Here is a 15073-nt window from a genome sequence, read left to right on the forward strand (position 1 = left end):
GGGGGGCCCCCGCCCCCCCGGGCGGGCCCCCCCCCCCCCCCCGGCCCCCCCCCCCCGGGCCCCCCCCCCCCCCCGCCCCCCCCCCCGGCCCCCCCCCCCCGGGGGGGGGGCCCCGCGGCGTCACGACGCGTGGCTCAGGCCTTGGACGGGGCCCGCGAGCCCTTCTCGGCCTCGTCGTCGGCGTCGTCACCGGCCGCGTCGTCAGCCGTGTCATCAGCCTCGCCGGCGGCGTCGGCCGCCTCGACCTCGTCCTCGGCCTCGCCGTGGTCGGACTGCTCCGGCTCCGAGGCGGCGTCCGCGGCCGGCTGCTCGTCGGCCGGCTCCGGCTCGGCGTCGGCGGCCTCTGCGGCCTCGACGTCTGCGTCCGTGGCCGGCGCGTCGACGGTCTCGGCCTGGGGGGCGGGGGGAGCGGGGACGGCCGCCTGCACGACGGCGACGGGCTGGCCGGCGCCGGCCGGCGTCGCGGGGGCCGACTTCTCCGCGCCGAGCAGCCCGCGCAGCTCCTCGAGGTAGGAGTTGATCGAGTCGTGCCGGCGGGTGAGGTCCTCGAGCTGTCGGGTGGCGGTGGAGCGGTGGTTCTCCGCCTCGACGCGTGCGTCGTTGACCATCTGCTCGGTGAACTCGCGCGCTTCGGCCACGATCCCGTCCGCGGTGCGGCGGGCGTCCGCGACGAGAGCCTTGACGTAGGCGTCGGACTCCGCGCGGACCTTCTCCGCCTGCTGCAGGGCGAGGGCGACCCGCTGCTCGGCCTCCGCCGCGTGCTCCTCCGCGGCGCGGACGAGGAGGTCGGTCTCCTGTCGCGCCGTCTCGTGCCGTGCGGCGGCCTCGTGCTCCACCTGCTCGCGGCGCTGCGCGATCTCCAGCTCGGCGTCGGCCAGGGCGGCCCGGGCCTGCTCGCGCAGCTGCTCCAGCTCGCTCGTCACGGCGTCCGACGCCTCGGCGGCCTGGTGCTTCGCCTCGGCGATGATGCGGGCGGCCTCGCGGCGGGTGCGCTCGAGGAGGTCGGTCGACTCGCGGTCGGCCTCTTCGCGCAGGGCCGCGGCCTCGGCGGCGGCCTGCGCCCGCTGCTGCGCGGTGTCGCGCTCGGCGGAGACGCGCAGCTCCGTCGTCTCGCGCTCCGCGGTGGAGCGCTGGACGCCGATCTCGCGCTCGAGCGTCGCGCGCCGCTCGCTCTCCTCCGCGGACAGCGTGCTGGTGATGAGGGCGGCCTCGCGCTCGGCGGACCCGACGAGCTCCTCGGCGCGGCGCTGGGCGGCGAGCAGCGTGCCCTCCGCCTCGGCAGCCGTGGTGGACCGGATCTCCTCGGCCTCCCGGCGGGCGCTGCCCAGGAGCTCCGAGGCCTCGGACTCCGCGCGGGCGCGCACCTGGCCGGCGGACAGCTTGGCCCGCGCCATGATGTCCGCGGCCTGCTGGTTCGCCTGGGTGAGCACCTCGGTGGACTGCTCCTCCGCGGACCGCAGGAGCCGCTCGACGCGCGAGCCCAGGCCGGCGTAGGACGGCTTCTCGTTCTCCCGCAGCTGGCGCTGCGCGAGCGCGAGCTCCGAGGAGATCTGCATGGCGCGTGCGTCGGTGCTCTCGACGTTCCGGCGCGCCTCCTCGAGCGCCTGCTCGAGTCGGGCGATGTGACCGTCCACCTGCGCGCGGTCGTAACCGCGCATGGTGATCGGGAAGAGCGTGCGCTCGTCGGACACGTGCAGACCTCCGTACATGGTGGGTGCCCCGGCGTCGCCAGGATAGTGGCGGGGGCAGGGCGCCGATACTCGGGACATTCTGGCCCTGGCGGGACGAGTCGGACATCGTCCCACGCCGGGTCGGGGCAACGCGACGGCGTCGCCCCGGCAGTGTTCCACGGGTCGTGACGAGCCGCAGGAGCCCGGGAGCGACGGACGTACGCGAGTCGTGAAGGGTTCGTGAACCGCACCCTGCCAGGGCCGTCACGTGGACGGAGCCCACCCGGCCGTCCCTATGCTGGACTGTCCACGTCGAAGGGAAAGCTCGGTGCTGCAACGCATTCTGGGCGGTGTGCTGGTCCTGGTCGGACTCGTCGCCGCCGCGCTCGGTGTCGCCTCGGCCACGGTCTGGCGCGACACCGACACGGTGGTCGCCACGGCCACGCCGACCGGTGACGGCACGCTCGTCGTCACCGACCCCGGTGTCCTCGGGCTCGTCGGCAGCGACGTGACCGTCAGCGCGTCCGTCCCCGAGGGCCAGAAGGTCACCCTCGCCGTGGGTCGTGACGTCGACGTCGCGGGGTGGGTCGGCAACGACCCGTACTCCCGCGTCACCGGTCTGGCCGACTGGGAGAGCCTCTCCGTCACGGCGGGCGAGCCGGCCGACCCCGAGGCCGAGACCAGCGAGGCGCCCGAGGCCGGGCCCGACCCGGCCGGGTCGGACATGTGGGTGGCCGAGGCCTCCGACGAGAACAGCGTCACGCTGCGCTGGAGCGACCGCCCCGGCCGCTGGACGCTGCTCGCCGCGGGTGTCGGCGAGGGCGCCCAGGCGCCGACGCTGGAGCTGAGCTGGCCGCGCGCCGTCACGACGCCGTACCTGTGGCCGGGTGTCGGGGTGGGTGCCGCGCTGGTGATCGGTGGCGCCCTGCTGCTGGTGCTCGGGGGCAGGCGCGCCCGGGCGCGACAGGCCGATCTCGCCGAGCAGGAGCGGCAGGACGACGCCGGCACCGACCTGCACGACGACGGCCCGTCGGCAGGGGGCCTCGGCGCCCCCTTCGCCCCGGTGCGTCCCGGGACGAGCGACGGCGCGGCCCCCTGGGCCACGCCCGCCGCCGACGGGCACGAGGCCCCGGCGGCGGGGGAGAGCGCCTCGCCCTCCGAGGACGGAGAGGCGCCCGACGGCGACCCCGCCCGCGACGAGTCCGCCGGCACCGCCGAGGTGCCCCTCGCCGGCCGCCTGCTGCGCCGCTCGCGCCGCCGCCACCGCGAGGAGGCCGCCGACATGTCGGCGGCGCCTGCGGCCGACGCCGCACCCGGTCCCGCACCCGACGGCGCGCCGGCCATGGTCGACGCCGCGGCGGGTGCGCCGTTCGGCAGCATGCCCGTGCCGGCACCGGCGGAGCCGGACGTGCACGAGCCCGTGCCGGCCGAGCCGCCCACCGCCACCGGTGCGCTGCGCATGACCCGGCGCGAGCTGCGCGCCCAGGAGGAGGCCCGGCGGGCCGCGGAGCAGGGCGGGATGACGCGCATGCTGCGCGCCATCACCGGGTCGATCCCCGCGGTGCGCCCGGCGCAGACCGACGCGGCGTCCGAGCAGGGCACCCGACCCGACACGACCACGCCCGCGGGGCGGGCCGCCGCCTGGCGGGCCACCTGGGGCTTCGGCGACGCCTCCCGCACGGGGCAGGCCGCCGACCCGACGACCGAGAACGACGGGGAGAACCGATGAACCGCCGTACCACCCGCGGCCTGGCCGTGGCGAGCGTCCTCGTCGTGTCGTCGACGCTGCTCGCCGGCTGCGCCGACGAGCTGCCCCAGCCCCAGGCCGGAGAGGCCTTCAGCGGGCCGGTGCTGACCGAGGAGCAGGACACCCAGGTGTTCACCGCGGTCGCCGACACCGTCGCGAAGGCCGACAAGGAGCTCAAGAGCTCCGCGCTCAAGGCGCGGGTCACCGGCCCGGCCTACGAGGTCCGCAAGAGCCAGCTCGCCGTCGCGAAGAAGCGCGACAACGCGGAGTTCGTCACGGACATCCCGAGCGAGTCCCAGCAGATGATCATCCCCACCACCGAGGGCTGGCCCCGCACGAGCTTCTCCATCACGACCAGCACGGAGGACCTCGAGACCCCGCGCCTCGTCGCGTTCGAGCAGGCGTCGGCCCGCGCGGACTACAAGATGTGGGCCTGGACCCAGCTGATCCCCGGCCAGAGCATGCCCGCCTTCGCCGACCCCGGCATCGGTTCCGAGGCCGTGACCGCCGACGACGACTCGCTCGCGGCGACGCCCGCGGACGCCCTGGCGCAGTACGCCGACCTGGTCACCCTCGGTGCCAAGAAGTCGTCCTTCGCCAAGGGCTTCGAGCTGCCGGACGGCGACCTGGTCGCCGCGGTCGCGGCCGACGCCGCGGCGTGGAAGGAGGTCCCCGGCTTCGAGGAGTCCGGGACCAAGTACTCGCAGAAGTACACGGCGCGCAAGGACGAGGTCCGCGCGGTGCGCACGGCCGACGGCGGGGCGCTCGTCATGGGCGTCCTCGACGGCAGGACGACGGTCGAGGCGGAGGACGAGGCCAAGGTGCCCGCCCTGTCCGAGACGCAGAAGGCGCTGCTCGGCGACGCCGACCAGACCAACAAGCTCACCACCGAGTACACGGACATGGTGGCGCTGTACGTCCCGGCGAAGGACGCCGACGGGAAGATCCGCCCGCTCGGCTACTCGCACGTGGCGACGGCCGCCTCCAACTGACGTCGCGCCGTCGCTCCGCTCGTAGGATGTCGCCCATGACCAACCCCACGCCCGACCCGAGCTTCAGCACGCGTGGCGCCGTCGACCTGTCGGCGCTGAACCGGCCCCAGTCGCCGCCTCCGGGAGAACCCGGCGGCGCGCCGTCGGCGGGTGGCTACGTGCTGGACGTCACGGACGCGAACTTCCAGCAGGTGGTGCAGGACTCGACCACGTACCCGGTGGTCATGCTGCTGTGGATCCCCACCGACAAGGCCAACGCCGACCTCGGCGAGCTGCTGGGCCGGCTCGCCGAGGAGTACGCCGGCCGGTTCCTGCTCGGCCGCCTCGACGCGCAGGCGTACCCGCAGGTGGCCGCCGCCTTCCAGGTGCAGGGCGTGCCGACCGTCGTCGCGGTGCTCCAGGGCCAGCCGCTGCCGCTGTTCCAGGGCGCGGCACCCGAGGAGCAGGTGCGCGGCGTGCTGGACCAGGTGCTGGCCGCGGCCGAGCAGAACGGCGTCACCGGGCGCGCCCCCGCCCAGGGCGGCGAGGGCGAGGAGCCGGGCGACGCCGTCGACCAGGAGCCCGCCGAGGAGCCGCTGCCGCCGCTGCACCAGGAGGCGTACGACGCGATCGAGCGGGACGACCTCGACACCGCCGTCGCCGCCTACGAGAAGGCGATCAAGCAGGACCCGAAGGATGCCCTCGCCGTGGCCGGGCTGGCGCAGGTGCGGCTGCTGCAGCGCACCCGTGGCGTCGACCTGCAGGCGGCGCGGACCGCGGCGGCCGAGGCCCCGCAGGACGTCGAGGCGCAGCTGGGCGTGGCGGACATGGACATGCTGGGCGGCAAGGTCGAGGACGCGTTCGCGCGCCTGCTCGAGCTGCTGCCCGGCGCCGACGCCGACGCGAAGGAGACGCTCCGCGTGCGGCTCGTCGAGTACTTCGAGATCGTCGGACCCACCGACCCGCGCGTCGTCAAGGCCCGTCAGCGGCTGGCGATCAGCCTGTACTGACCTCGGACGAGAACGTGCGTGCCGAGTTTTCCTCAGACGACCCGTTTGAGGAAAGACTCGGCACGCACGTTTCGTTCGTCGGTCAGCCGGCCGGGCGCAGCACGAGGGCGCCCAGCGGGGGCACCCGCAGCGTGACGGAGTGGCGGCGGCCCTTCCAGGGGACGTCCTGGGCGTGCACCCGGCCGAGGTTGCCGACGCCGGAGCCGCCGTAGACCTCGGCGTCGGTGTTGAGCGCCTCGTCCCAGACCCCGCCGTCGGGCAGCGCCAGGCGGTAGCCCTCGTGCGGCACGCCCGCGAAGTTCACGACGACGACGACGGGGGTGCCGTTGGCGGACCGGCGCACCCACGAGAGCGTGTCGTGGTCGGCGTCGTCGGCGTCGAGCCACTCGAAGCCGGCGGCGTCGAAGTCCCGCTCCCAGAGCGCGGGCGTCGACCGGTACAGGGCGTTGAGGTCGCGCACCAGGCGCTGCACGCCGGCGTGGCCGGGGGCCTCGAGCTGCCACCAGTCGAGCCCGGAGCCCTCGTCCCACTCGGCGTCCTGCGCGAACTCCTGGCCCATGAACAGCAGCTGCTTGCCGGGGTGCGTCCACTGGTACGCGAGGAACGCGCGCACCCCCGCGAGCTGCTTCCACCGGTCGCCCGGCATGCGGCGCAGCAGCGAGCCCTTGCCGTGCACCACCTCGTCGTGGCTGATCGGCAGCACGTACTGCTCGGAGAAGGCGTAGACCAGCGAGAACGTCAGCTCGTGATGATGGTAGCGCCGGTACATCGGGTCGTGGGCCACGTACCGCAGGCCGTCGTTCATCCAGCCCATGTTCCACTTCAGCCCGAAGCCGAGCCCGCCCGCGTCGGTGGGTCGGGTGACCCCGGGGAACGCGGTGGACTCCTCGGCGATCATCATGACGCCGGGGGAGCGGCGGTAGGCCGTGGCGTTCGCCTCCTGCAGGAAGGCGATGGCCTCGAGGTTCTCGCGCCCGCCGCGCACGTTGGGCTCCCACTCGCCGGGCCTGCGCGAGTAGTCGAGGTAGAGCATCGAGGCGACGGCGTCGACGCGCAGCCCGTCGGCGTGGAACTCCTCGAACCAGTACGTCGCGTTGGCCACGAGGAAGTTGCGCACCTCGCGGCGGCCGAAGTCGAAGACGTACGTGCCCCAGTCGGGCTGCTCCCCGCGGCGGGGGTCCGGGTGCTCGTACAGCGGCCCGCCGTCGAACCTGGCCAGGGCGAACTCGTCGCGGGGGAAGTGGCCGGGCACCCAGTCGAGGATGACGCCGACGCCCGCCTGGTGCAGGCGGTCCACCAGGTACCGGAAGTCGTCGGGGTGCCCGAACCGCGCCGTCGGCGCGTAGTAGCCGGTCACCTGGTAGCCCCACGACCCGCCGAACGGGTGCTCCGCCACCGGCAGCAGCTCGACGTGGGTGAAGCCCTGCTCCACCACGTACGCCGTGAGCTCCTCGGCCAGCTCCCGGTAGCCGAGCCCCGGTCGCCACGACCCGAGGTGCACCTCGTAGACGCTCATGGGGCCGGCGTGCGGGTCGGAGGCCGCGCGGCGCCCCAGCCACGCGCCGTCGCCCCACGCGTAGGCGGAGTCGACGACGACGGACGCGGTCGCGGGCGGGACCTCGGTGCCCTTGGCGAGCGGGTCCGCCTTCGCCCGCCACACGCGGTCCGCACCCAGCACCTCGAACTTGTACCGGGTGCCCGCGCCCACGCCGGGGACGAAGAGCTCCCAGACGCCGCTCGCGCCCAGGGACCGCAGGGGATGCACGGTGGTCCAGCGGTTGTGGTCGCCCACGAGCCGCACCCCGCGGGCGTTGGGCGCCCACACGGCGAAGGCCGTGCCCTCGACGTCTCCGAGGGCGCTCGGGAAGCGGTGCGGGTTGGCGCCGAGCACCCGCCACAGCTCCTCGTGCCGGCCCTCGGAGATCAGGTGCAGGTCCATCTCGCCCAGGGTCGGCAGGAAGCGGTAGGGCTCGTCGACCGTCTGCACGTCGTCGTCGTACCGCGTGCGGACCCGGTAGTCCGGCGCGTGCCGGCCGCCCCCGTCGTCGACGCCCGCCGGGACGACCGCCTCCCACACGCCCGCCGCGACGTGCCGCGCCGGGTGCTCGGCGTCCGCCGTCACCACCGTCACCTCGTCGGCCAGCGGCCGCAGCGCGCGCACCACCGCCCAGGCCCGTCCGCGCGAGGACGCGTCGTCGTCCAGCAGGTGCGGCCCGAGCACCGCGTGCGGGTCGTGCAGCGTGCCCTGGGCCAGGGCGGTGAGCACCTCGGGGTCGACGGGGGGCGGTGAGGGCGTCATGCGCCCACGATTCCACGGACGAATCCCGGACGCGTTCCGACGCGCGGCCCGGTGTGGCCCGCGTCCGCCGGGCGAGGCATACCATCCTGGTCGGGAAGGGGAGCGGATGGCTCGCATCACGATTGCGGACATCGCCCGGCGGGCCGGTGTGTCCACGGGTGCGGTGTCCTACGCCCTCAACGACCGGCCGGGCGTCTCCGACGAGACCCGGGCACGCATCCTCGCCGTCGCGGCGGAGCTCGGGTGGGTGCCGAGCCAGGCGGCCAGGGCGCTGTCCGGCGCGCGGGTCGAGACCATCGGGCTCGTGCTCGCCCGGGCCCCGGAGACGCTGGGTTTCGAGTCGTTCTACATGCAGTTCATCGCCGGTATCGAGCAGACCCTCACCGAGCGCTCGTACGGCCTGCTGCTGCAGGTGGTGCCCGACACGGACGCCGAGATCCAGGCGCACCGGCGCTGGCGCGCCGCCCGCCGCGTGGACGGCGTGATCGTGGTCGATCCCCGCAAGGACGACCCGCGGCTCACGGCGTTGTCGGAGCGTGACGCGCTCCCGGCCGTCGTCGTGGGTGATCCCGAGTTCGCGGGGAACCTGCCCGCCGTCTACACGGACGACGCCACGGCCCTGCGCGAGTGCGTGCGCTACCTCGCCGGGCTGGGGCACCGCAGGATCGGGCGGGTGTCCGGGACGGAGGGCTTCGGGCACACGACCATCCGCGACCAGGCGTTCGAGGACGAGGCGGCGAGCGAGGGCGTGGTCGCGCGCGTGGCACGGGCCGACTTCTCGCCGGACTCCGGCGCCGCCGCCACCCGGTCGCTCCTGGACGTCGGTGACCCCGTGACGGCGATCGTCTACGACAACGACGTCATGGCGTTCGCAGGCCTCGGCGCCGCGCACGAGGTCGGCGCCCGGGTGCCCGAGGACGTCTCTCTGGTGGCCTGGGACGACTCGCCGCTCTGTCGGGCGGCGTACCCCCAGCTCACGGCGCTCAGCCACGACGTGACGAGCTACGGGGCGCACGTGGCCCGGCGGCTGTTCGAGCGCATGGCCGGGGCCGAGGCGCGAGCGTACCGCGACTCGACCCCGACGCTGACGGTGCGGGGCAGCACCGGCCCGCCGCCCGTCACTCCCGGGTGAGGTGCAGCACCAGTGCCTGGACCGGCCACAACGTCGGCAGCTGCAGGCCGACCTCGCGCAGGACCCGGCCGGGCAGGACGACGGGGCCGTCGCCGAGCCAGCCGGGTGTGACCCAGCCCCAGCGTGACGTCCCGATCTCGTCCCGCAGCCGCACCGTGTACCGGCCCTCCGGATCGAGCCCGTCGATCCGCAACCGCTCGGAGAGGGCCTCTTCGGGGGACGCGACCGTCGCGACGGTGACGACGGCCTCCGACCCGTCCTGGGCGACGACGGTGCGCACCCGGAGCGCGGGGTCGCTCGTGTCGGGGTGCCGGACGGTGCCCGAGTGCAGGAGCCCGCGCAGCTCCTTGTAGAGCGCGGCGAACGCGGTGATGCGGGCCGTCTCCTCCGGGGTGCAACCCAGGATGTCCCACTCGAAGCCGGCCGATCCCTGCAGGGACGTGGCGATCCGGTAGGACAGGTCGGTGGCACGCCCGGAGGAGTGCGCGGGCGACGGGCCGACGTGTGCGCCGATCAGCTCGGGGGGCAGGACCAGCTCGGTCCAACGCTGGATGTCCTGCCGCTCCACCGGGTCGTTGGAGTCGGAGGCCCAGACCCGGTCGGTGCGGGCGAGGACGCCGAGGTCCGCGCGGGCGCCGCCGGAGGAGCACGACTCGATCTCCAGGGCGGGGTGGTCCTCCCGGAGCCGGTCCATGAGCCGGTAGGCGGCGAGCGTCTGCGCGTGCGTGCCGGGTGCGCCGTCGTGGACGGGCTCGACCAGGTCGCGGTTGTGGTCCCACTTGATGAAGTCGATGCCGAGGTCACCGACGAGGGCGGACATCTGCCCCCGGACGTGCTCCCACGCAGCAGGGTTCGCCAGGTCGAGCACGTACTGGGTGCGGAACGACAGCCCGTCGGGGGAGGGCACGGACGCGGGGTGGGCGAGGAGCCACTCGGGGTGCTCGCGCGCCAGGTCCGAGTCGAGGTTGACCATCTCCGGCTCGAACCACAGGCCGAGCTGCATCCCCAGCCCGTGCACCAGCTCGGCGAGCGGTTCGAGGCCGTCCGGCCACACGTCGCGGTCGACCACCCAGTCGCCAAGACCCCTGGTGTCGTCCCGGCGGGCGGGGAACCAGCCGTCGTCGAGGACGAAGCGTTCGACGCCGACCTCCGCCGCCCGCCGGGCGAGCGCGGACAGGCGCCCCGGGTCGTGGTCGAAGTACACCGCCTCCCAGGTGTTGAGCACCAGGGGCCGAGGCGTCTGCGGGTGCCCGGGGCGGGCCCGGAGCCAGGCGTGAAAGCGCGCGGACACCCCGTCGAGCCCGCGGTCCGACCAGGCGAAGTAGGCGGTCGGCGCGCGGTAGGACGCACCGGGTACGAGGACGACCTCGCCGGGGCGGAGGAGCTCCCCCGTGCCGAGCAGGGAGACGTGCTCGGTCACCCGGTCGACGCGGTGCCGGACGTCGGCGCTCCAGCCCAGGTGGGTGGCCCACACCTGCCCCTCCCCGCCACGCGGAGCGCCCTCGCTGGCGAGCGTGACCCACGGGGTGTCGTGACCGCCGCGACCCCGGCGCGACTCGCGCACCGTGGTCCCCCTCGGCATCGGCGTCGTCAGCGGCGACTTCTCGCGCGTCCACCGGCCGCCGAACGTGGTGAGGTGGTCCGCGGTCTTCGGTACGGGCAGGGTCGCCTCGAGCCAGGCGACCTCGAGCGGGTCGACGCCGTCGTTGACCAGCTGGTGGTCGAGCAGGACGAGGCCACCGGCGCCCACCTCCACGCGGGTGCGCAGGGTGAGGCCGCACGCCTCGTCGACGGCGGTGATCACGGCGGTCGCGTCGTCCGGCCGCTCCACGGCGGTCTCCCACCGGGGGTAGACGGGGACGCCGGCTCGCGTGACGAGGAGCCCGGGACGGCCCGACCAGCCGTCGGACTCCTGCGGGAGCAGCGGGAGGCGCCAGGCGGCGTCGAGGGTGCCGGGGGGAGTCTGGCGGCTGGTCGCCCGCAGGACCGCGTCGGCGTCGGCACCGCTGAGCGGCCCGAGGTCCGCACCCCAGTGCACGACCGCCGGGAGGCCGCGCGGGGGCAGGTGGAGGGCGAGGGCGGTCCCGTCGCGGTGCAGGACGGTGAGGGCGGTGGTCACAGGGCTCCGATCGTTGCAGGGAGGTCGGGGGCGGAGTCGGGGGCAGCGGTGGGCCGCGGGCCGGAGCGGCCCGACGGCGCGGCAGGGTCGGGTGCGCCGCGCAGCACGGTCAGTGCGCCACCGACGGCGGCAGCCGTGGTGACCTGGCCGGACAGCGCGACCCGAGGCGGGCTGAGGGTACGGCTGAGCGCGTGCTCGGACAGCGCCGCACCGACGATCTCGCGGTACAACGGGCCGGCCGTCGCGAACGCCGGGCCGGCCAGCAGCACGGTGTCCACGTCGAAGAGGTTGACGAGCACCGTGGCCGCCTGGCCGACGCGGGCTGCCGAACCGGTGAGCAGGCGGACCGCGTCCGCGTCGCCGCGCAGCGCGGCGCGGGCCACCCGCTCGAAGTCGGCGAGCGTGTCCTCCACGGCACCCCGCACGCCCCAGCGCGCGGCGACGTCGCCGCGAGCCAGGGCCCGGGCGACGACGGCCGCCGGGCCCGCCTCCGCCTGCGTGCACCCGTCGTTGCCGCAGACACAGGGCGACCGCGCGTCCGGGAGGGAGACGTGCCCGATCTCGACCGCGTTCGAGGCGCGCCCGCGGTAGGCGGTGCCGTCCACGACGACCGCCCCACCGATTCCCGAGGCCATGTAGACCAGGCCGAAGGTCTCGGTGTCCAGGTCGCGCGTCCACAGCTCGCCCACGGCCGCTGCGGTGGCGTCGTTCTCCAGCACCACGGGCATCCCGAGCCCCGCGGCCAGGCGCGCCGTCAGCGGATACCGCTCCCACGCGGGGGTGGGCTGCGCGGTGAGGAGCATGCCGCGTTCGCGGTCCTGCGGGCCGTGGGTCACGAGACCGACGCCGAGGACGCGGTCACGCGGCACCCCGGCGCTGGCGAGCAGGTCGCCCACGTGGTCGACGAGCGCCCGGACGGTCTCCTCGGGCGAGCGACGTCCGGAGCCGCGCAGCCCGGTCGTCGCGATCGTCGTTCCGGCGAAGTCCACCACGACCGCCGTCGTGGACGTCAGGTCGACCTGGATGCCCACGGCGTACCCGGCGTCCGCCGTGACTCTCAGCAGGCGGCGCGGCTGCCCCCTGCCGCGCCGCTGGACCCCCGTCTCGTGCACGAGCCCGAGGTCCAGCAGACCCCGGACGACGTGCGTGACGGTCGGGGAGGTGAGCCCCGAGAGCCGGGCCAGCTCCACCCGGCTGATCGTCCCGCGGGTGCGTACCAGATCGAGCAGACGGCGTGACGAGACGACCTGGGTGGCGCCGTCCAGCAGCATGTACCGCCTCCTTGCGTGAGTGACCTACAGCACTTGACCGCTTAAGTTAACCATGGCAAGAATACCCATCGAGCGCCGACGACGGCGCCGCTGGAGCCGGCACTGGTGCCGGCACGAGAAAGGACCGCAGATGTTCCTCAGGACAGGAATCCGCCGTCGCGGCGCGGTGCTCGCCGGTGTCGCGGCCCTCGGTCTCGCCCTCGCGGCGTGCTCCGGGGGCGGCTCGGACGGCAGCTCGGGTGGCTCGGGAGCGAGCGCGGACAGCACGCTCGTCGCCTTCACGGGGGCGGGGGAGTACCAGATCAACTTCAACCCGTTCTCGCCGTCGCGCGTCGGCGGACTCGGCACCACCTACGAGTCGCTCTTCTTCTTCAACAAGGCCAAGGTCGGTGACCCGGTCCCGCTCCTCGGCACCGAGTTCTCGTGGAACGACGACGGCACGGAGCTCACCGTCTCGCTGCGGGAGGGCGTCACCTGGAGCGACGGCGAACCGTTCACGGCCGAGGACGTCGCCTTCACGTTCACGATGCTCAAGGAGAACCCCGCCATCAACAACGGCGGCTTCGACGGCACCGCCGAGGCGGTGGACGACCTGACGGTCAGGTTCACCTTCGACAGCCCGGCGTTCGTCAAGGGCCCGGACGTCCTCCAGGGCGCGATCGTCCCCGAGCACCTGTGGAAGGACATCAACCCCACCGAGGACGTCATCGAGGAGCCGGTGGGCACGGGGGCCTACGTGCTCAGCGAGTTCAAGCCGCAGGCCTTCACCATGACGGCGAACCCTGACTACTGGGGCGGCGAGCCCCAGGTGAAGAACGTGCGCTTCGTCGCGCTCGCGGGCAACCAGGCCGGCGCCGACGGCATCGCGGCGGGCACCATCGACTGGCAGACCAGCCCCATCCCGGACATCCAGAACACCAACAAGAACTTCCCCGACTACGACCACTTCACCCAGAACCAGAACCAGATGGTGCTGGCCACCTGCTCCAGCGCGGAGCTGGGCTGCGAAGGCCCGCAGACCGACCCCGCCGTGCGTCACGCGCTCTACTACGCGATCGACCGCACGCAGCTCAACAAGCTCGCGTTCATGGAGACGGCGTCCGAGATGTCGCCGACCTTCGCGCTGACCCCCAGCCAGGACTCGTTCGTCTCCGCGTCCGTCGAGGAGAAGCAGGTCCCCATGACGGCGGACCCGGCGAAGGCCGGGGAGATCCTCGAGGAGGCCGGCTGGGCCAAGGGCTCGGACGGCATCTACGCGAAGGACGGCGAGCGCCTGTCGCTCACCGTCGAGGTGGTCACCGGGTGGACCGACTACATCACCGCGATCGACGCGATCACCTCCCAGGCGGAGGCCGCGGGCATCGAGGTCAAGGGCGCGCAGTCCTCGTGGAACGAGTGGACCGAGCGCAAGGGCCAGGGCAACTTCCAGCTCGCGATCGACTCGCTGTGGCAGGGACCGGCCCCCGACCCGTACTACCTCTACAACTACTTCTTCGACTCCAAGTCGGGCGCGAAGGTCGGCGAGTCGGCGGGGAACAACTTCTCCCGCTACGACAACCCGAAGGTCGACAAGGCCCTCGAGGAGCTCGCCAAGCTCCCGCTCGACGACGCGGCGGCGCGCCAGCCGCACTTCGACACGATCCAGGGCGAGATCGTCCGCGACATGCCGTACATCCCGGTCCTGACGGGTGGCACGACGAGCATCTGGAACACGGCCGAGTTCACGGGCTGGCCGTCGGAGGACGACCTGTACGCCTTCCCGGCCGTCTGGTCCGCGTTCGACGCCGCCGAGATCTTCAAGAAGATCGCGCCCCAGGGCTGACCGGCCCGAGCCGTCGCCCCCGAAGGAGGACCTGTGAGTTACATCTGGCGCAAGCTGGGCTTCTACGCGGTGGCCCTGTGGGCCGCGCTGACGCTGAACTTCGCGATCCCGCGCATGCTGCCGGGCAACCCTGTCGACATCCTGCTGGCGAAGCTGCAGCAGCGCGGTGGCACTCCGACCGAGGAGACCCGGCAGGCCTACGCGCTCCTCCTCGGGGGCGACGACTCCGACCCCTTGTGGGTCCAGTACGTCGACTACCTGAAGAACCTCGCCCAGGGCGACCTGGGTGTCTCGGTGAGCTTCTACCCCGCCAAGGTCTCGGACGTCATCTTCCAGTCCCTGCCGTGGACGGTGGTGCTCGTCGGGCTCGCGACCGTGATGGCCGCGCTGCTCGGGGTGCTCCTCGGCGCACTCGTCGGGTGGAAGCCGGGAACGTGGCTCGACTCGCTCGTCCCCGCCACCACGCTCCTGGCGGCCGTCCCGTACTTCTGGCTCGCGCTGATCCTCGCGTACTTCCTCGGACGCGTCCTGCAGTGGCTCCCCATGCAGGGTGGGTACGACGTCGCGCTGACGCCCGGTTGGAACGGCGAGTTCCTCGCCTCGGCGATCGAGTACGGCACGCTGCCGGCCCTCACGATCGTGCTCGCCTCCATCGGCGGTTGGCTGCTGGGCATGCGCAACATGATGGTCTCGACCCTGTCGGAGGACTACGTCCTGACGGCCGAGGCGAAGGGGCTCGCCCCGCGCAAGATCCTGCGCTCCTACGCGTCGCGCAACGCCGTCCTGCCGTCCATCGCGGGCTTCGCGATCTCCCTCGGGTTCGTCGTGTCCGGGTCGGTCATTACCGAGTACGTGTTCTCGTACCCGGGCATCGGCAGCCGGCTGCTCACCGCGGTCACGAACAACGACTACGCGCTCATGCAAGGCATGTTCCTGTTCATCACCCTCGCCGTCCTCGGAGCGAACCTCGTGGTCGACCTCCTGTACGGCCTCATCGACCCGCGCACCCGCGCGCGGTCCTGACGGAGGTGC

General features: G+C 73.8%; 10 protein-coding genes. 6 read left to right on the forward strand and 4 right to left on the reverse strand.

Annotation, left to right across the window (positions count from 1 at the left end; genetic code table 11):
* Positions 1-134 precede the first annotated feature (134 nt).
* A complete protein-coding gene (locus ACH436_RS19695) occupies positions 135-1691 on the reverse strand; it encodes a hypothetical protein (protein WP_430561896.1) in 1557 nt (518 codons plus the stop codon).
* 307 nt (positions 1692-1998) lie between these two features.
* On the opposite strand from ACH436_RS19695, the gene ACH436_RS19700 reads away from it, so the two are divergent.
* From ACH436_RS19700 to ACH436_RS19710, 3 genes are read left to right on the forward strand one after another with little or no spacing between them, the layout of a single operon-like run.
* On the forward strand, positions 1999-3399 hold the full coding sequence (locus tag ACH436_RS19700; RefSeq protein ID WP_430561897.1) for a hypothetical protein: 1401 nt from the start codon (positions 1999-2001) through the stop codon (positions 3397-3399).
* The gene (locus tag ACH436_RS19705; RefSeq protein ID WP_430561898.1) at positions 3396-4409 is read left to right on the forward strand and encodes a hypothetical protein; all 1014 of its coding nucleotides are present in this window, start codon (positions 3396-3398) and stop codon (positions 4407-4409) included. The genes ACH436_RS19700 and ACH436_RS19705 overlap by 4 nt, the downstream gene beginning before the upstream one ends.
* 35 nt (positions 4410-4444) lie before the next feature.
* Positions 4445-5398, forward strand: a complete 954-nt coding sequence (locus ACH436_RS19710; RefSeq protein ID WP_430561899.1) for a tetratricopeptide repeat protein — start codon at positions 4445-4447, stop codon at positions 5396-5398.
* A gap of 82 nt (positions 5399-5480) precedes the next feature.
* Here ACH436_RS19710 and glgB read toward each other — a convergent pair whose 3' ends face one another.
* Positions 5481-7697 (reverse strand): 1,4-alpha-glucan branching protein GlgB, encoded by a 2217-nt coding sequence (glgB, locus tag ACH436_RS19715; RefSeq protein WP_430561900.1) that lies wholly within the window; start codon positions 7695-7697, stop codon positions 5481-5483.
* A gap of 106 nt (positions 7698-7803) precedes the next feature.
* Here glgB and ACH436_RS19720 point away from each other — a divergent pair, with 106 nt between their 5' ends.
* Complete coding sequence (locus ACH436_RS19720) at positions 7804-8829, forward strand: LacI family DNA-binding transcriptional regulator (protein ID WP_430561901.1); 1026 nt, start codon at positions 7804-7806, stop codon at positions 8827-8829.
* Here ACH436_RS19720 and ACH436_RS19725 read toward each other — a convergent pair.
* Together ACH436_RS19725 and ACH436_RS19730 are read right to left on the reverse strand one after the other, a co-directional pair.
* Positions 8816-10948: an alpha-galactosidase gene (locus ACH436_RS19725; protein WP_430561902.1), complete on the reverse strand. Its 2133-nt coding sequence runs from the start codon at positions 10946-10948 to the stop codon at positions 8816-8818. The genes ACH436_RS19720 and ACH436_RS19725 overlap by 14 nt on opposite strands.
* A complete protein-coding gene (locus ACH436_RS19730) occupies positions 10945-12219 on the reverse strand; it encodes an ROK family protein (RefSeq protein ID WP_430561903.1) in 1275 nt (424 codons plus the stop codon). The genes ACH436_RS19725 and ACH436_RS19730 overlap by 4 nt, the downstream gene beginning before the upstream one ends.
* Before the next feature lie 130 nt (positions 12220-12349).
* Between ACH436_RS19730 and ACH436_RS19735 the strand changes: the two genes are divergently transcribed.
* Entirely contained in the window at positions 12350-14041 is a 1692-nt protein-coding gene (locus ACH436_RS19735; RefSeq protein WP_430561904.1) for an ABC transporter substrate-binding protein, read from the forward strand.
* A 33-nt stretch (positions 14042-14074) separates the two neighbouring features.
* Positions 14075-15064 (forward strand): ABC transporter permease, encoded by a 990-nt coding sequence (locus ACH436_RS19740; RefSeq protein WP_430561905.1) that lies wholly within the window; start codon positions 14075-14077, stop codon positions 15062-15064.
* Positions 15065-15073 lie beyond the last annotated feature (9 nt).

It is taken from the genome of Isoptericola sp. NPDC019693 (assembly GCF_044389085.1).
Classification (GTDB): domain Bacteria; phylum Actinomycetota; class Actinomycetes; order Actinomycetales; family Cellulomonadaceae; genus Isoptericola.